At 67.6% G+C, this 13134-nt stretch carries 12 protein-coding genes; 2 read left to right on the top strand and 10 right to left on the bottom strand.

The features are described 5' to 3' along the window. Positions 1-77: 77 nt before the first annotated feature. From A5727_RS23700 to A5727_RS23675, 6 genes are all read right to left on the bottom strand, one after another. Positions 78-1085: a VWA domain-containing protein gene (locus A5727_RS23700; RefSeq protein WP_068256124.1), complete on the bottom strand. Its 1008-nt coding sequence runs from the start codon at positions 1083-1085 to the stop codon at positions 78-80. 46 nt (positions 1086-1131) lie between these two features. Beyond that, the gene (locus tag A5727_RS23695) at positions 1132-2076 is read right to left on the bottom strand and encodes a DUF58 domain-containing protein (protein ID WP_068256120.1); all 945 of its coding nucleotides are present in this window, start codon (positions 2074-2076) and stop codon (positions 1132-1134) included. Further along, positions 2073-3203 carry a chaperone MoxR1 gene (gene moxR1 / locus A5727_RS23690; RefSeq protein ID WP_068256117.1) on the bottom strand — a complete coding sequence of 377 codons (1131 nt, stop codon included), beginning with the start codon at positions 3201-3203 and terminating at the stop codon, positions 2073-2075. Before moxR1 ends, A5727_RS23695 begins: the two co-directional genes overlap by 4 nt. 171 nt (positions 3204-3374) lie before the next feature. Further along, positions 3375-4100, bottom strand: coding sequence for an NlpC/P60 family peptidoglycan endopeptidase RipB (gene ripB, locus A5727_RS23685; protein WP_068256114.1), 726 nt, complete (start codon positions 4098-4100; stop codon positions 3375-3377). A gap of 16 nt (positions 4101-4116) precedes the next feature. After that, positions 4117-5565: an NlpC/P60 family peptidoglycan endopeptidase RipA gene (gene ripA, locus A5727_RS23680; RefSeq protein ID WP_068256111.1), complete on the bottom strand. Its 1449-nt coding sequence runs from the start codon at positions 5563-5565 to the stop codon at positions 4117-4119. A 210-nt stretch (positions 5566-5775) separates the two neighbouring features. Then, complete coding sequence (locus tag A5727_RS23675; RefSeq protein ID WP_068256109.1) at positions 5776-6375, bottom strand: Rv1476 family membrane protein; 600 nt, start codon at positions 6373-6375, stop codon at positions 5776-5778. A 164-nt stretch (positions 6376-6539) separates the two neighbouring features. Here A5727_RS23675 and acnA point away from each other — a divergent pair, with 164 nt between their 5' ends. Together acnA and A5727_RS23665 are read left to right on the top strand one after the other, a co-directional pair. Then, complete coding sequence (acnA, locus tag A5727_RS23670) at positions 6540-9344, top strand: aconitate hydratase AcnA (RefSeq protein WP_068256104.1); 2805 nt, start codon at positions 6540-6542, stop codon at positions 9342-9344. 22 nt (positions 9345-9366) lie between these two features. After that, a complete protein-coding gene (locus tag A5727_RS23665) occupies positions 9367-9933 on the top strand; it encodes a TetR/AcrR family transcriptional regulator (protein ID WP_068256100.1) in 567 nt (188 codons plus the stop codon). A gap of 17 nt (positions 9934-9950) precedes the next feature. Here A5727_RS23665 and A5727_RS23660 read toward each other — a convergent pair whose 3' ends face one another. The 4 genes from A5727_RS23660 to trxA all read right to left on the bottom strand — a co-directional run bounded on the left by A5727_RS23660 (position 9951) and on the right by trxA (position 13130). Then, a complete protein-coding gene (locus A5727_RS23660) occupies positions 9951-10151 on the bottom strand; it encodes a helix-turn-helix domain-containing protein (RefSeq protein WP_068256097.1) in 201 nt (66 codons plus the stop codon). A gap of 103 nt (positions 10152-10254) precedes the next feature. Then, positions 10255-11883 carry an ABC-F family ATP-binding cassette domain-containing protein gene (locus A5727_RS23655; protein ID WP_068256093.1) on the bottom strand — a complete coding sequence of 543 codons (1629 nt, stop codon included), beginning with the start codon at positions 11881-11883 and terminating at the stop codon, positions 10255-10257. A gap of 19 nt (positions 11884-11902) precedes the next feature. Further along, on the bottom strand, positions 11903-12718 hold the full coding sequence (locus tag A5727_RS23650) for an enoyl-CoA hydratase (protein ID WP_068256090.1): 816 nt from the start codon (positions 12716-12718) through the stop codon (positions 11903-11905). 46 nt (positions 12719-12764) lie between these two features. Beyond that, entirely contained in the window at positions 12765-13130 is a 366-nt protein-coding gene (gene trxA, locus A5727_RS23645) for a thioredoxin (RefSeq protein ID WP_068256087.1), read from the bottom strand. Between the last annotated feature and the right edge of the window lie 4 nt (positions 13131-13134).

Genomic DNA, 13134 nt, shown 5'->3' with positions numbered 1-13134 from the left:
GCGCGAGCAGACACAAAATCGCCCCCGCGTGGGCGAAAGAGTGCGAGTCTGCGTCTGCTCGCGGAGGTGGAAGCGGGTCAGCCCGGCAGGCGGCGGTTGATCAGCAGCGCGGCGAGCGCGGCCGCCGCCAGGATCAGGGCACCGAGCCGCAGCCACCCGACACTGGCGTCGCCCTTGATGGTCTCGTAGCCGATCTGCTCCTGCAGCGAGGTGAACACCTCTTTGAGCTGCTCGAGGCTCGAGGCGGTGTAGGCGTTGCCGCCGGACAGGTCCGCGATCTTCTTGAGCATCTCGTCATCGACCGGCACGGGCTGGCGCTGATCGTTGATCTCGACGTAGCCGTACGGCGTGCCGAAGGACACCGTCGAGATCGGCACTCCCTGGTCCTTGGCCGTGCGCGCCGCGGTGAACGCTCCCTTGGGGTTGTCCGGGTTGGACGGCACCGTCTCCTTGCCGTCCGACATCAGCACGATGCGGGCGGGCGGCGGTTCGTCACCACCACCGATCACCGCCCCGACCGTGGCGATGGACTGCAGTGCCGTGAAGATCGCCTCACCCGTGGCCGTGCGATCGGCCAACTGAAGCTTGTCGATCGCGCTCTTGGTGGACTCGCGGTTGGTGGTCGGCGACACCAGGACGGTCGCGGTTCCCGCGTAGGCGATCAGGCCCAGGTTGATGCCGGGCGTCAACTGATCGGCGAACTGCTTGGCCGCCTCCTGCGCGGCCGCGAGCCGGCTGGGTGCGACGTCGGTGGCGCGCATCGACTGCGAGACGTCGATCACGAGCATGACCACGGCGCGGTTCCGCGGAATCCGGACGTCGTTGGTGGGGCCGGCCATGGCGATGGTGAACAGCACCATCGACGCCACCATCAGGATCGCGGGCAGGTGGCGCCACCGGGTCGGCCGCTTGGGGGCGACCGTCTCGAGCAGTTCCATGTTGGCGAACCGCAGCACACGCTTCTCGCGGGCCAACTGCACCACGACGTAGAGCGCGACCAGTCCGAGCACCACGAAGAAGAACAGGAAGAACCAGGGGTGAGAGAACCCGGTCAACGACATCGGCCCGAGCAGCGGCAGGGTCATAAACGCTCAGTCTTCTTTCTCATGGCTGTGGTGTGGCCCCGCCACCTCACTGCTGTCCGGCCAGGGCACCGCGGCGCCGCGAGGCGACGAACCGCACGATGTCGGCGATCCAGTCGCGGTCCGTGCGCAGAGTCAACAGCGGTGCGCCGCAACGGCGCAGCGTGCGGGCGACCTCCTGCCGGTGCGCGGCCGCGGCGCGTTCGAAGTCGTCGCGCAGGCGCTCGTCGATCGTGAACTCGCGTGTCACACCGGATTCGGTGTCCTGCAGGATCACATCGCCGACGTCGGGCAGTTCGACGTCACGCGGATCGAGCACCTCGATGCCGAGCACCTCGTGCCGCGCGGCGATCGCCCGCAGGGGGCGCATCCAGTTGATCGGCCCCAGGAAGTCGCTGATCACCACCGCCATCCCGCGGCGGCGCTCGGGCCGCCGAAGCGCGTCGATGGCCGCCGCGAGATCTCCGCGGACACCCTGCGGTGCCCGGGGCATGGTCGCGATGGTGCGCAGCAGGGTCTGTTCGTGCATCCGTCCGGACAGAGCCGGAACCCGAACCATCTTGTCGCCGTTGGAGATCACCGCGCCGAGCCGGTTCCCACCGCCGCTGTTGAGGTAGGTGATCGCCGCGGCCGCGGCGACCGCCAGGTCGCGCTTCTCGCACCCGGTGGTGCCGAAGTCGAGGCTGGCCGACATGTCGACCACGAGCCAGGTCTCCAGCTCCCGGTCGGCGATCATCTGCCGCACGTGCGGATGCGTGGTTCGCGCGGTCACCGACCAGTCCATCCGGCGCACGTCGTCACCGGGCTGGTAGAGCCGCGACTCCCCCGGTTCCGATCCCGGGCCCGGAATCAGACCGAGGTGGTCACCGTGCAGCACACCGTCGAGCTTGCGCTTGACGGTGAGCTCGAGCGTGCGCAGCGCCGCCGAGAGTTTCGGATCGCCGATCTCGCCGCGCCCGAAGGACGGCGGATGGACGGGCTTTCGCTCGCTCACCGACCGTTGGCCGCCCCGGCACCGACCCCGGTGGGCACCGAATGACCCTGCTGCGGAACAGCATTCACCTGGGGCAGGGCCACGGTCTGCAGGATGCGGTTGATCACGGTCTCAGGCGCGATGTCGTCGGCCAGGGCGTCGTAGGTGAGCACCAGGCGGTGCCGCAGCACATCCGGGATCACCTCGATGACGTCCTGCGGAATCACGTAGTCACGGCCGCGGACCAGGGCCAGCGCGCGGGCCGCGGCGATCACGCCGAGCGAGGCGCGCGGCGAGGCGCCGAACGCCACCCACGACTTGACGTCGTTCAGACCGAACTGCTCGGGCTGACGGGTCGCGGTGATGACGCGGACGACGTAGTCCACGAGCGCGTGATGGACGAAGTTGTTGGCCGCCAGTTCCTGCAGGCGCAGAAGATCGCCCGGGTTGAGGATCGCCTTGGGCTCCGGCGGGGTGACCCCCATCCGGTAGATGATCTCGCGCTCCTCCTCGGGCGTCGGGTAGTCGACGTTGATCTTGAACAGGAAGCGGTCGCGCTGCGCCTCGGGCAGCGGATAGACGCCCTCGTTCTCGATCGGGTTCTGAGTCGCCATCACCAGGAAGGGCTTGGGCAGCGGGTAGGTCTTGCCGCCGATCGAGATCTTGCGCTCGGCCATGACCTCCAGCAGCGCGGACTGCACCTTGGCCGGTGCGCGGTTGATCTCGTCGGCGAGCAGGAAGTTGACCACCACGGGACCGAGTTCGATGTCGAACTCCTCGCGGCCCTGCCGGTAGATGCGGGTGCCGATGATGTCCGTGGGCACCAGGTCGGGGGTGAACTGGATGCGGGCGAACGTGCCGCCGACCACCTTGGCGAACGTCTCGACGGCCAGCGTCTTGGCCACACCCGGCACACCCTCGAGCAGGACGTGACCCTTGGCCAGCAGTCCGACCAGGATTCGCTCGACCAGCTGGTCCTGCCCCACGATGATCCGCTTGACCTCGTAGATGGCCCGCTCAATGGTGTGCACCTCGGCAGCCAGCCCGTTGGTGCTCGGCGGCGCGGCCGCGGAACCGCCCGCCGAAGGTGCCGCCGCATGGGCGCCGGGCGCCGACGAGTAGTTGGGCGGCCCAGCTGGTGATGTCATCGACTACGTCCTCCACATTCCTGCGCACCCGGGTGCGCAGCTTCTTCGCACGACTTCGTTCACGGCTCGACGCGCTCCCCGGACCGTTCCGAGGGCGCACGTGCGTTGCCCGGAGTCAACTATTCCAGGCACTTCGGGATCCGTCGACGTGCCCCACCGGCGCGCGGGTGTTCAGGACTCGATGATGCGGGCCACGTAGGGCTGCAGTCCGGCGGTCCGGACGGGGCTGACGGTCACCTTGCCGGCGCTCCCGGAGGCCTCCAGCATGCGGCCGCCGCCGAGGAACATCGCGACGTGCTGGCTGCCGCCCGGACCCCAGAACAGCAGGTCGCCACGCTTGGCCTGCGACAGGGGCACCTTGCGCCCGGTGTTGTACTGGTCCCCGGAGTACTTCGGGATCAGCACCCCGACGCCCGCGTAGGAGAACTGGGTGAATCCCGAGCAGTCGAACCCGACGGTTCCGGCGCCGGAGTCGACGCCCGTCGACGGCCCGGTCGGTTTGCCGCCGCCCCACGAGTAGGGAACACCCATCTGCGTGCCGCCGCGGCGAATCACGTACTCGATGGCCTGTGGCCCCCGCACGCGTCCGGCGGCCACCCCGGTGGGCTGCTGCCCACCCAGACCGATGCTGGACAGGAACTTGCGGCCCAGATCCATGGTGGCCTGGGTGGCCTGCGCGGTGGCGGCAAGCGAGGCGTTGGCGATCGCGAGCGGATCACCGGGCGCGCCTGCGCTGAGCAGCTTCGGCAGCGTGGGATCCCACTGACCGTCTTCGGGCGCCGCACCCGCCAGACCCGAGGTGGCCGGGGTGAGTCCGACGAGCAGAGCCAAGGACAGCAGGATCGCTGCGAGCGCCGGCATCACCGGACGCATGCGGCGAAACAGCTTGTCACGCATAGAGTCTCGTCCTTCGTCAGTATTCGATGTAGCGGACGACGTACGGCGTCATACCGCTCGTGCGCACCGGCGAGATCTTGACGTGGGAACCGGTGTAGGGCGCTTCGATCATCTGGTTGTTGCCCAGGTAGATCGTGACGTGCTGGCTGCCGCCGGGCCCGTAGAAGATGACGTCACCGCGACGCATCTGCGACGACGGGATCTTGCGGCCCATGTTGTACTGCGAACCCGAGTAGTGCGGCAGCTTGATGCCGACTCCGGCGAACGCGTACAGCACCAGACCTGAACAGTCGAAGCCCACGGTGTTGGCCCCGGAGTCGATGCCCCTGCTGGGACCCGCGGCATTACCGCCACCCCACGAGTACGGCACGCCCATCTGCGACTGCGCGCGCCGGATCACGTACTCGGCGGCCTGCGCCCCGTACACCTGCGGGATGGCGCCGTTGGTGATGCCGGTGTCGGCGGGTTTGAGGATGCCGAGCTTCTCCAGGAATTTACGCCCGAGATCGGCTGTGACCTGCGCCGACGTCGCCGAGATCTGCAGCACCGTGTTGATGATCGCGATCGGATCGCCGGAGACGAAGGCGCTGGGCACCATCGGCAGCGTGGTGTCCCACTGGCTGGCCTCACCGTAGGGCACCGCCGCGGCAGCACCCGGAGCGCGATCCCAGTCCCCGCCCGGCGCCGGGGGGCCGGCGACGGCGTCCGGCGTCCCACCGGGCGCAGCCGAGGCCACCGGGCCCGCGGCCACGCTGGGTGCCGGCCGCGCGGCGGCGAGCTTGGCCTTGGCCGCTTCCCGCTCCGCGGCCAGCGTCGTGATCTGAGCCTGCTGGTCACCGAACTTCTGCTGGGCGGCCTTGAGCGCCTCGACCGCACCGTCCTGACTGGCTTTGGCGTTGGCTTCGGCCTCATCCGCCTGCTGCTTGGCCAGCCGGGCCATCGACTCCTTGTTCACCTGCTCGGTGCGGGCGCGCTGCAGGCTGGCCATGACCTGTTCGGAGCTGACGGCCAGCGTCCGGCTCACGGTGGTCGTGGCGATCATGTCCTCGGGCGTGGCCGCTGACAGGTAGGAGGCCGACGGGCCGGCGACATAGCTGGCCGCGGCGAAGTTGTTGAAACGCTTCTGCGCGTCGGCGATTGCGGCATTCGCCGCCTTCACGGCCTCGGCGCTGGTTTCGACGTTGCGCTGCGCGGCGACCGCGTTGTCGCGCGCGGTCTGCACGTCGACGATGGCCTTGTTGACGCTCTCCTGCTGGGCCTGAATCTCCGCGCCCAGGCTGTCGAGGCGCTGGTTGGCCTCCGCCACTTCGGCGATCAGCGCGGCGAGGCTGGTGGGATTGGACTCCGGGTCCGCGCCGGCCAGCGGCGCGAACAGTCCAGGTGTCGCCAGCACCAGCGACGCAATGACCAAGGGAGATGCGCCTCTCGTGGGCAGCCTTCGCCCCAGAGGCACCATTCTTCTCATGCGACTCCGTCTCCTCGGCTCAACCGGTCGGCCCCCGCACCCCCAGTCGCTGGAGGCACACCTACATCAATAGGCATCCTCTGCACCGTACGTCACAGCAGTCGCTAATGAAACTTTAGTCACAAATTACAGAAATGTAATTAGCCGAATGTGACCAAACAGTGACCTTGGGAAATGGCGGAATTGGCGCGGCAGAAGTCCGGTTGCCGATCAGGACGGGTCGGCAGAAGTGGTGCCTGCCTGCACATTTGGCGCGTATGCGGCCCTCGCGCGGCGTTGCAGCAGGCGCGTCGCGACTGCGGCGATAAATACGCCGACAGTGAGCCCGATGGTCAGCGTCATCCAGGGAAAATCGGGCGTTTGCAACTCGCCCACGAAATTCTGCGCGGATTGCACCGGATTGCCGGTCTTGGCCAGATCCTCGCCGGCCTCGAGGGTCACCCGGTCGAACGTGGGACTGTAGGTGCCCGCGAACGAAGGACTCAGCGCCAGCACCGTGGAACCCGGGTTGGCCTGACCCACCTCGGTGGCGATGTCGCGAAGCGGAGTGTCGATGTACGGGTTGGCGTCGATCACCACGATCTTCAGATCGATGCCGTCGCCGCGCGCGTCAGAGACCACCTGCTGCAGCTGGCCGAACTGCTCCTCGGTCACTCCCCTGGCGCTGACGCCGTCCCTGGCGACATCCGCCTGCACCACGGCCATACACTGGTCGACCGCACCGGGCGGATCCGGGACCAGATCGACCGTCGTGCACACCTCGAAGGGGATGAACGACGGCAGGTGCGGGACGGTGTGCGGTGCGGTCACGTGCGGAACGGTAGTCGATGTTCCCAATCGGGGGTGGCAGCACGCCCGCGCAGCGACGAGACTGGAGACCACCCCCAGCCTTATTCAGTACAAGCGTACTGTTAGGCTGGGTCCACAGCGCCGACACAGCCCGTCGGCGTGACAACTAAACGCCGGGAGTTGATGTGACCAGCAAGAATTCCTTTGGAGCGCATGACACGCTCAAGGTCGGAGACAACAGCTACGAGATCTACCGCCTCGATGCGGTGCCCGGCACCGAGAAACTCCCCTACAGCCTCAAGGTGCTCGCAGAGAACCTGCTGCGCACCGAGGACGGTGCCAACATCACCAAGGAGCACATCGAGGCGCTGGCGAACTGGGATCCCACCGCCGAGCCCAGCATCGAGATCCAGTTCACCCCCGCCCGCGTGCTGATGCAGGACTTCACCGGGGTGCCCTGCATCGTCGACCTGGCCACCATGCGCGAGGCCGTCGCCGCCCTGGGCGGCGACCCGAACAAGGTCAACCCCCTCTCGCCCGCCGAGATGGTCATCGATCACTCGGTGATCCTGGACGTCTTCGGTCGCGCCGACGCCTTCGAACGCAACGTCGAGCTCGAATACGAGCGCAACGGCGAGCGCTACCAGTTCCTGCGCTGGGGGCAGGGCGCCTTCGACGACTTCAAGGTCGTCCCGCCGGGCACCGGCATCGTGCACCAGGTCAACATCGAGTACCTGGCCCGCGTCGTGATGACCCGTGACGGTGTTGCCTACCCGGACACGTGTGTGGGCACCGACTCGCACACCACGATGGAGAACGGCCTGGGCGTGCTGGGCTGGGGTGTGGGCGGCATCGAGGCCGAGGCCGCCATGCTGGGCCAGCCCGTCTCGATGCTGATCCCGCGCGTGGTCGGCTTCAAGCTGACCGGCGAGATCAAGCCGGGCGTGACCGCCACCGACGTCGTGCTCACGGTCACCGACATGCTGCGCAAGCATGGTGTGGTCGGCAAGTTCGTCGAGTTCTACGGCCAGGGCGTGGCCGAAGTTCCGCTGGCCAACCGCGCCACCCTGGGCAACATGAGCCCCGAATTCGGTTCCACCGCAGCGATGTTCCCGATCGATGAGGAGACCATCAACTACCTGCGGCTGACCGGTCGCAGCGACGAGCAGCTCGCACTCGTCGAGGCCTACGCCAAGGAACAGGGCATGTGGCACGACCCGGCCAAGGAGCCGGTGTTCTCCGAGTACCTCGAACTGGACCTGTCCACCGTGGTGCCGTCCATCTCAGGCCCCAAGCGTCCGCAGGACCGCATCGAACTGTCGGACGCCAAGAACGCGTTCCGCAAGGACATCCACAACTACGTCGAGGAGAACCACCCGACGCCGGAGACCAAGCTCGACGAGGCTGTCGAGGAGTCGTTCCCGGCCAGCGACTCGGTGTCGCTGTCGTTCGCCGACGACGGCGCGGTCGACGCCCGGCCGTCCGCGGCCAACGGCTCCGAGGGCCGGCCCAGCAAGCCGGTCACCGTCTCCTCCGCCGAGCGTGGCGAGTTCGTCCTCGACCACGGCGCGGTCGTGGTCGCGGGCATCACGTCCTGCACCAACACCTCCAACCCGTCGGTCATGCTCGGCGCTGCCCTGCTGGCCAAGAAGGCCGTCGAAAAGGGTCTGAGCACCAAGCCGTGGGTGAAGACCAACATGGCGCCCGGCTCGCAGGTCGTCACCGACTACTACAACAAGGCCGGCCTGTGGCCGTACCTGGAGAAGCTCGGCTACTACCTCGGCGGTTACGGCTGCACCACCTGCATCGGCAACACCGGCCCGCTGCCCGACGAGATCTCGGCGGCCATCAACGACAACGACCTGTCGGTCGCGGCCGTGCTCTCGGGTAACCGCAACTTCGAGGGACGCATCTCCCCCGACGTGAAGATGAACTACCTGGCGTCCCCGCCGCTGGTGATCGCGTACGGCCTGGCCGGCACGATGGACTTCGACTTCGAATCGGACCCCCTGGGTCAGGACACCGACGGCAACGATGTGTTCCTGCGCGACATCTGGCCGTCCGCCGCCGAGATCGAGGAGACCATCGCGTCGTCGATCAACCGGGAGATGTTCTCCGACTCCTACGCCGATGTGTTCAAGGGCGACGAGCGCTGGCGTTCGCTGCCGACGCCGGAGGGCAGCACCTTCGAGTGGGCCGAGGACTCGACGTACGTGCGGAAGGCACCGTACTTCGAGGGCATGCCCGCCGAGCCGGAGCCGGTCGACGACATCAAGGGCGCCAGAGTTCTTGCGCTGCTGGGCGATTCGGTGACCACCGACCACATCTCGCCCGCCGGCAGCATCAAGAAGGGCACGCCCGCGGCGCAGTACCTGGAGGACAACGGCGTCCAGCCCAAGGATTTCAACTCGCTGGGGTCGCGGCGCGGCAACCACGAGGTGATGATCCGCGGCACGTTCGCCAACATCCGCCTTCGCAACCAGCTCCTCGATGACGTCTCGGGCGGCTACACCCGCGACTTCACCCAGGATGGCGGTCCGCAGGCGTTCATCTACGACGCGTCGGAGAACTACAAGAAGGCCGGCATCCCGCTCGTGGTCCTCGGCGGCAAGGAGTACGGCTCCGGCTCGTCGCGTGACTGGGCGGCCAAGGGCACCGCGCTGCTGGGCGTCAAGGCCGTCATCACCGAGTCCTTCGAACGCATCCACCGGTCCAACCTCATCGGTATGGGCGTCATCCCGCTGCAGTTCCCGCAGGGTGAGTCCGCGGCGTCGTTGAAGCTGGACGGCACCGAGACCTTCGACATCGAGGGCATCACGGAGCTGAACAACGGCAAGACGCCGAAGACGGTCAAGGTCACCGCCACCAAAGAGGACGGGTCGAAGGTCGAGTTCGACGCGGTGGTGCGGATCGACACCCCCGGCGAGGCGGACTACTACCGCAACGGCGGCATCCTGCAGTACGTGCTGCGCAACATGCTGAAGTCCTGACCGGACAGCAGGGGCCCAGCGCATGCCCAGAGTCAGCGAGGACCATCTGGCGGCTCGCCGCCGCCAGATCCTCGACGGCGCCCGTCGCTGCTTCGCCGAGTTCGGCTATGACAAAGCGACGGTGCGCCGCCTCGAGCAGTCGATCGGCCTGTCGCGGGGGGCGATCTTCCACCATTTCCGCGACAAGGACTCGCTGTTCTTCGAACTGGCCCGCGAGGACGCCGAGCGGATGGCCGACGTGGCCTCCCGCGAGGGCCTGATCCAGGTGATGCGGGACATGCTGGCGGCGCCCGAACAGTTCGACTGGCTGGCCACCCGCCTGGAGATCGCGCGCAAACTGCGCAACGACCCGGTCTTCAACCGGGGCTGGGCCGAGCGGTCGGCCGAACTGTCGGCAGCCACCAGCGAGCGGCTGCGCAGACAGAAGAAGGCCGGCCGCCTGCGCGACGACGTTCCCGGCGACATCCTGCAGACGTACCTGGATCTGGTGCTCGACGGGCTCGTCGCTCGGCTGGCCTCCGGCGACGACCCGGAAAAGCTCGGTGCCGTGCTGGATCTGGTCGAGGCGTCCGTGCGTCAGCAGCAGTAGGCGGCTCTGCTCGTCAGTCAGCTGGCCGCGGCCCTCCGAGTGCGATGGTTGGGGCCGCCCCGACTTCGCATGGTGGTGCCGGATTCGCGCAGCATCGAGTGGATCGACCCGTACGAGCGCCCGGTGTTGGCGACCAGGGCACGAATGCTGGCCCCACCCTCATAAGCGCTGCGCAGCTCGACGAGCAGTTGGTCGCGCGCCTTACTCGACTTCCTCATTGACGCCTCCCCAAGTCAAGGTCCCCCAACCTCATCAAGGGTAGAAGCCCACGGCGGCCATGTGATGCAAATCACGAAATGGTCTGCTGTGAACAGCGACTCGTCAGGCCAACTCGATCAGGTCGCGATACTCGTCGGACCAGAAGTCCTCGGTGCCGTCCGGGAGCAGCACCACGCGCTGCGGATCGAGCGCCTCGGCCGCACCGGGGTCGTGCGTCACCAGCACCACGGCTCCGGCGTAGCTGCGCAGCGCGTCGAGCACCTGTTCACGCGACGCCGGATCGAGGTTGTTGGTGGGCTCGTCGAGCAGAAGCACGTTGGCTGTCGAGGCCACCAGGCCGGCCAGCGCCAGCCTTGTCTTCTCACCGCCGGACAGCGTTCCGGCAGGCTGATCGAGTTGAGGCCCGGTGAACATGAACGCGCCGAGCAGACCGCGCAGGTCCTGCTCCCCCGTGTCCGGGGCGGCGTGGCGGATGTTCTCCCACACCGTCGCGGCGTTGTCGAGGGTGTCGTGCTCCTGGGCGAAGTACCCGATCTTGAGTCCGTGACCGGGCTCCAGACCTCCCGCGTCGGGCTGCTCGGTGCCGGCGATCAGGCGCAGGAGCGTGGTCTTGCCCGCACCGTTGAGACCGAGCACCACGACTCGTGATCCCCGGTCGATCGCCAGGTCGACACCGGTGAAGACCTCGAGTGACCCGTAGTTCTTGGTCAGCCCCTTGACCACCAGCGGAGTCCGGCCGCACGGCGCAGGTGTGGGGAACTTGATCCGGGCCACCTTGTCTGCCACGCGCTCAGCGTCGAGTTCGGCGATCATCCGTTCGGCACGGCGCAGCATATTCTGCGCGGCAACGGCTTTGGTGGCCTTGGCGCCCATCTTGGCCGCCTGTGCCCGCAGTGCCCCGGCCTTCTTCTCCGCGTTCGCGCGCTCACGCCTGCGGCGCTGCTCGTCGGTCGCGCGGGCGTCCAGGTACTTCTGCCAGCCCATGTTGTAGACGTCCACCTCGCCGCGCACCGCGTCGAGGAACCAGACCCGGTTGACGACGTCGGCCAACAGTTCGACGTTGTGGCTGATCATCACGAGACCGCCGCTGTGGTTCTTCAGGTAGTCCCGGAGCCATCCGATCGAGTCGGCATCGAGGTGGTTGGTCGGCTCGTCGAGCAGCAGCGTGGTCGCCGACCCGGCTCCGCTGTCGGACGCCGCGAACAGGATGCGCGCCAGTTCGACGCGGCGACGCTGACCACCCGAAAGGGTGCGCAACTGCTGGGTGAGCACACGCTCCGCCAGACCCAGGCTCGCGCAGATCCGGCCCGCCTCGCTTTCGGCGGCATACCCGCCGAGGGCCGCAAAGCGCTCCTCGAGCTGACCGTAGCGGCGGACGGCCTTGTCGCGGGCCTTGTCGTCGACCACCTCGGCCATCAGTGCCTGCTGCTTCTCCAGGTCGGCCAGCAGCGTGTCCAGGCCTCGCGCCGACAGCACGCGATCGCGGGCCAGCACGTCGAGGTCACCCTCTTTCGGGTCCTGCGGCAGGTAGCCGATCTCGCCGGTCCGGACGACCGCTCCGGCATAGGGTTCGCCCTCGCCGGCCAGGATCCTCATCGTGGTGGTCTTGCCCGCGCCGTTGCGGCCGACGAGGCCGATCCGGTCGCCGGGCTGGATCCGCAGCGTGGTTCCGTCGGCGAGCAGCAGTGTGCGTGCGCCAGCGCGGACCTCGAGGTCCGTTGCGGTGATCACGGGTGCGCTCCTGCGTTCGTCATTTGTCGTCGGTGAAGACCGGGGACCGCTTCTCTGCGCGCGCAGCAACCGCTTCTTCGAAGTTCGCGGTGAGCAGGCGAATGTACAGCTGACCCAGGCCTTCCGCCTGCATGTGCCCTTCCAGGGTAGTCGCGTCCAGTCCAGTCCACAGCGTCCGCTTCGTCAACTCGATTCCCGGCCGCGAGAACGACGCGATGCGTTCTGCCATGTCAGCGCACGTGTCCAACAGATCCGCGTCGGCGACCTGCTGCGAAACCAGCCCGATCCGTTCGGCTTCCGCGGCGTCGACGTCGCGACCGGTGAGCATCAGCTCGAACGCGCGTGAGGTGCCGATGGCTCGCGGCAGCAGATAGCTGAGACCAAGCTCACTGGCGGTCAGACCGTTGTTGATGCCCGCCGCCCGGAAATACGCGCTGGCGCCGGCGATGCGGATGTCGCACGCCAGCGCCAGGCACAGTCCGCCGCCGATCGCGGCGCCGTTGACCGCGGCGATCACCGGTTGGTGCAGGCGCCGCAAACCCAGGATCACCTCATCGAGCACCTGCATCGAGCGCAGCCCGAACGTCGGCCTGGTCAACCCGTCGACGTTCGGCACGCTGCCCGCCGATTTGTGATCGGCGCCGGACGAGAATCCGTGGCCCGCACCCGTGAGGATGACCGCGCGCACCGAGTTGTCGTCGTTCACCTCGTCGAGGACGCGCCGCAACGGGACCATGACGTCGAACGCCATCGAGTTCATCCGCTCCGGACGGTTCAGGGTGATCAGCGCCACCCCGGGACGCGGACGGTCGACGAGGACGAATTCAGAACTCACGGATGGTCACGCTATCGCGTGACGCGCGCCAAACCTCTTCTGACGCTCAGACGTCTTTGACGTCACCCTGCTCGGCGAGGGCGGCGTCGATGTCGAACTCCTTGACCCGCTGCACCAGATCCTCGAGTGCGGCCGGCGGAAGGGCACCGGCCTGGTTGAACACCAGCTTGCCCTTCTTGAACGCCATCAGAGTCGGGATGGAGCGGATCTGCGCGGCGGCAGCCAACTCCTGCTCGGCCTCGGTGTCGACCTTCGCGTACACGACGTCCGGGTGCTTCTCCGACGACGCGGCGAACGTGGGCGCGAACGCGCGGCACGGACCGCACCACGATGCCCAGAAATCCACGAGCACGATGTCGTTGCCGTTGATGGTGTCGTTGAACTGATCTGCGGTGAGGTCTTGGGTTGCCACGTCT

Source organism: Mycobacterium sp. ACS4331, from assembly GCF_001667265.1.
Lineage (GTDB): Bacteria > Actinomycetota > Actinomycetes > Mycobacteriales > Mycobacteriaceae > Mycobacterium.
Note: the sequence above shows the minus strand (reverse complement) of the source record. Positions and strands in the feature narration are given on the sequence as shown.

Bases quoted from the DNA above. Each gene is read 5' to 3' on its own strand.
- A5727_RS23665 (WP_068256100.1), top strand. From the start codon at position 9,367: ATGCCCAGAGTCAGCGAGGACCATCTGGCGGCTCGCCGCCGCCAGATC.
- A5727_RS23700 (WP_068256124.1), bottom strand. From the start codon at position 1,085: ATGACCCTGCCGCTGCTCGGGCCGATGTCGTTGACCGGGTTCTCTCAC.
- moxR1 (WP_068256117.1), bottom strand. From the start codon at position 3,203: ATGACATCACCAGCTGGGCCGCCCAACTACTCGTCGGCGCCCGGCGCC.
- ripB (WP_068256114.1), bottom strand. From the start codon at position 4,100: ATGCGTGACAAGCTGTTTCGCCGCATGCGTCCGGTGATGCCGGCGCTC.
- ripA (WP_068256111.1), bottom strand. From the start codon at position 5,565: ATGAGAAGAATGGTGCCTCTGGGGCGAAGGCTGCCCACGAGAGGCGCA.
- A5727_RS23660 (WP_068256097.1), bottom strand. From the start codon at position 10,151: ATGAGGAAGTCGAGTAAGGCGCGCGACCAACTGCTCGTCGAGCTGCGC.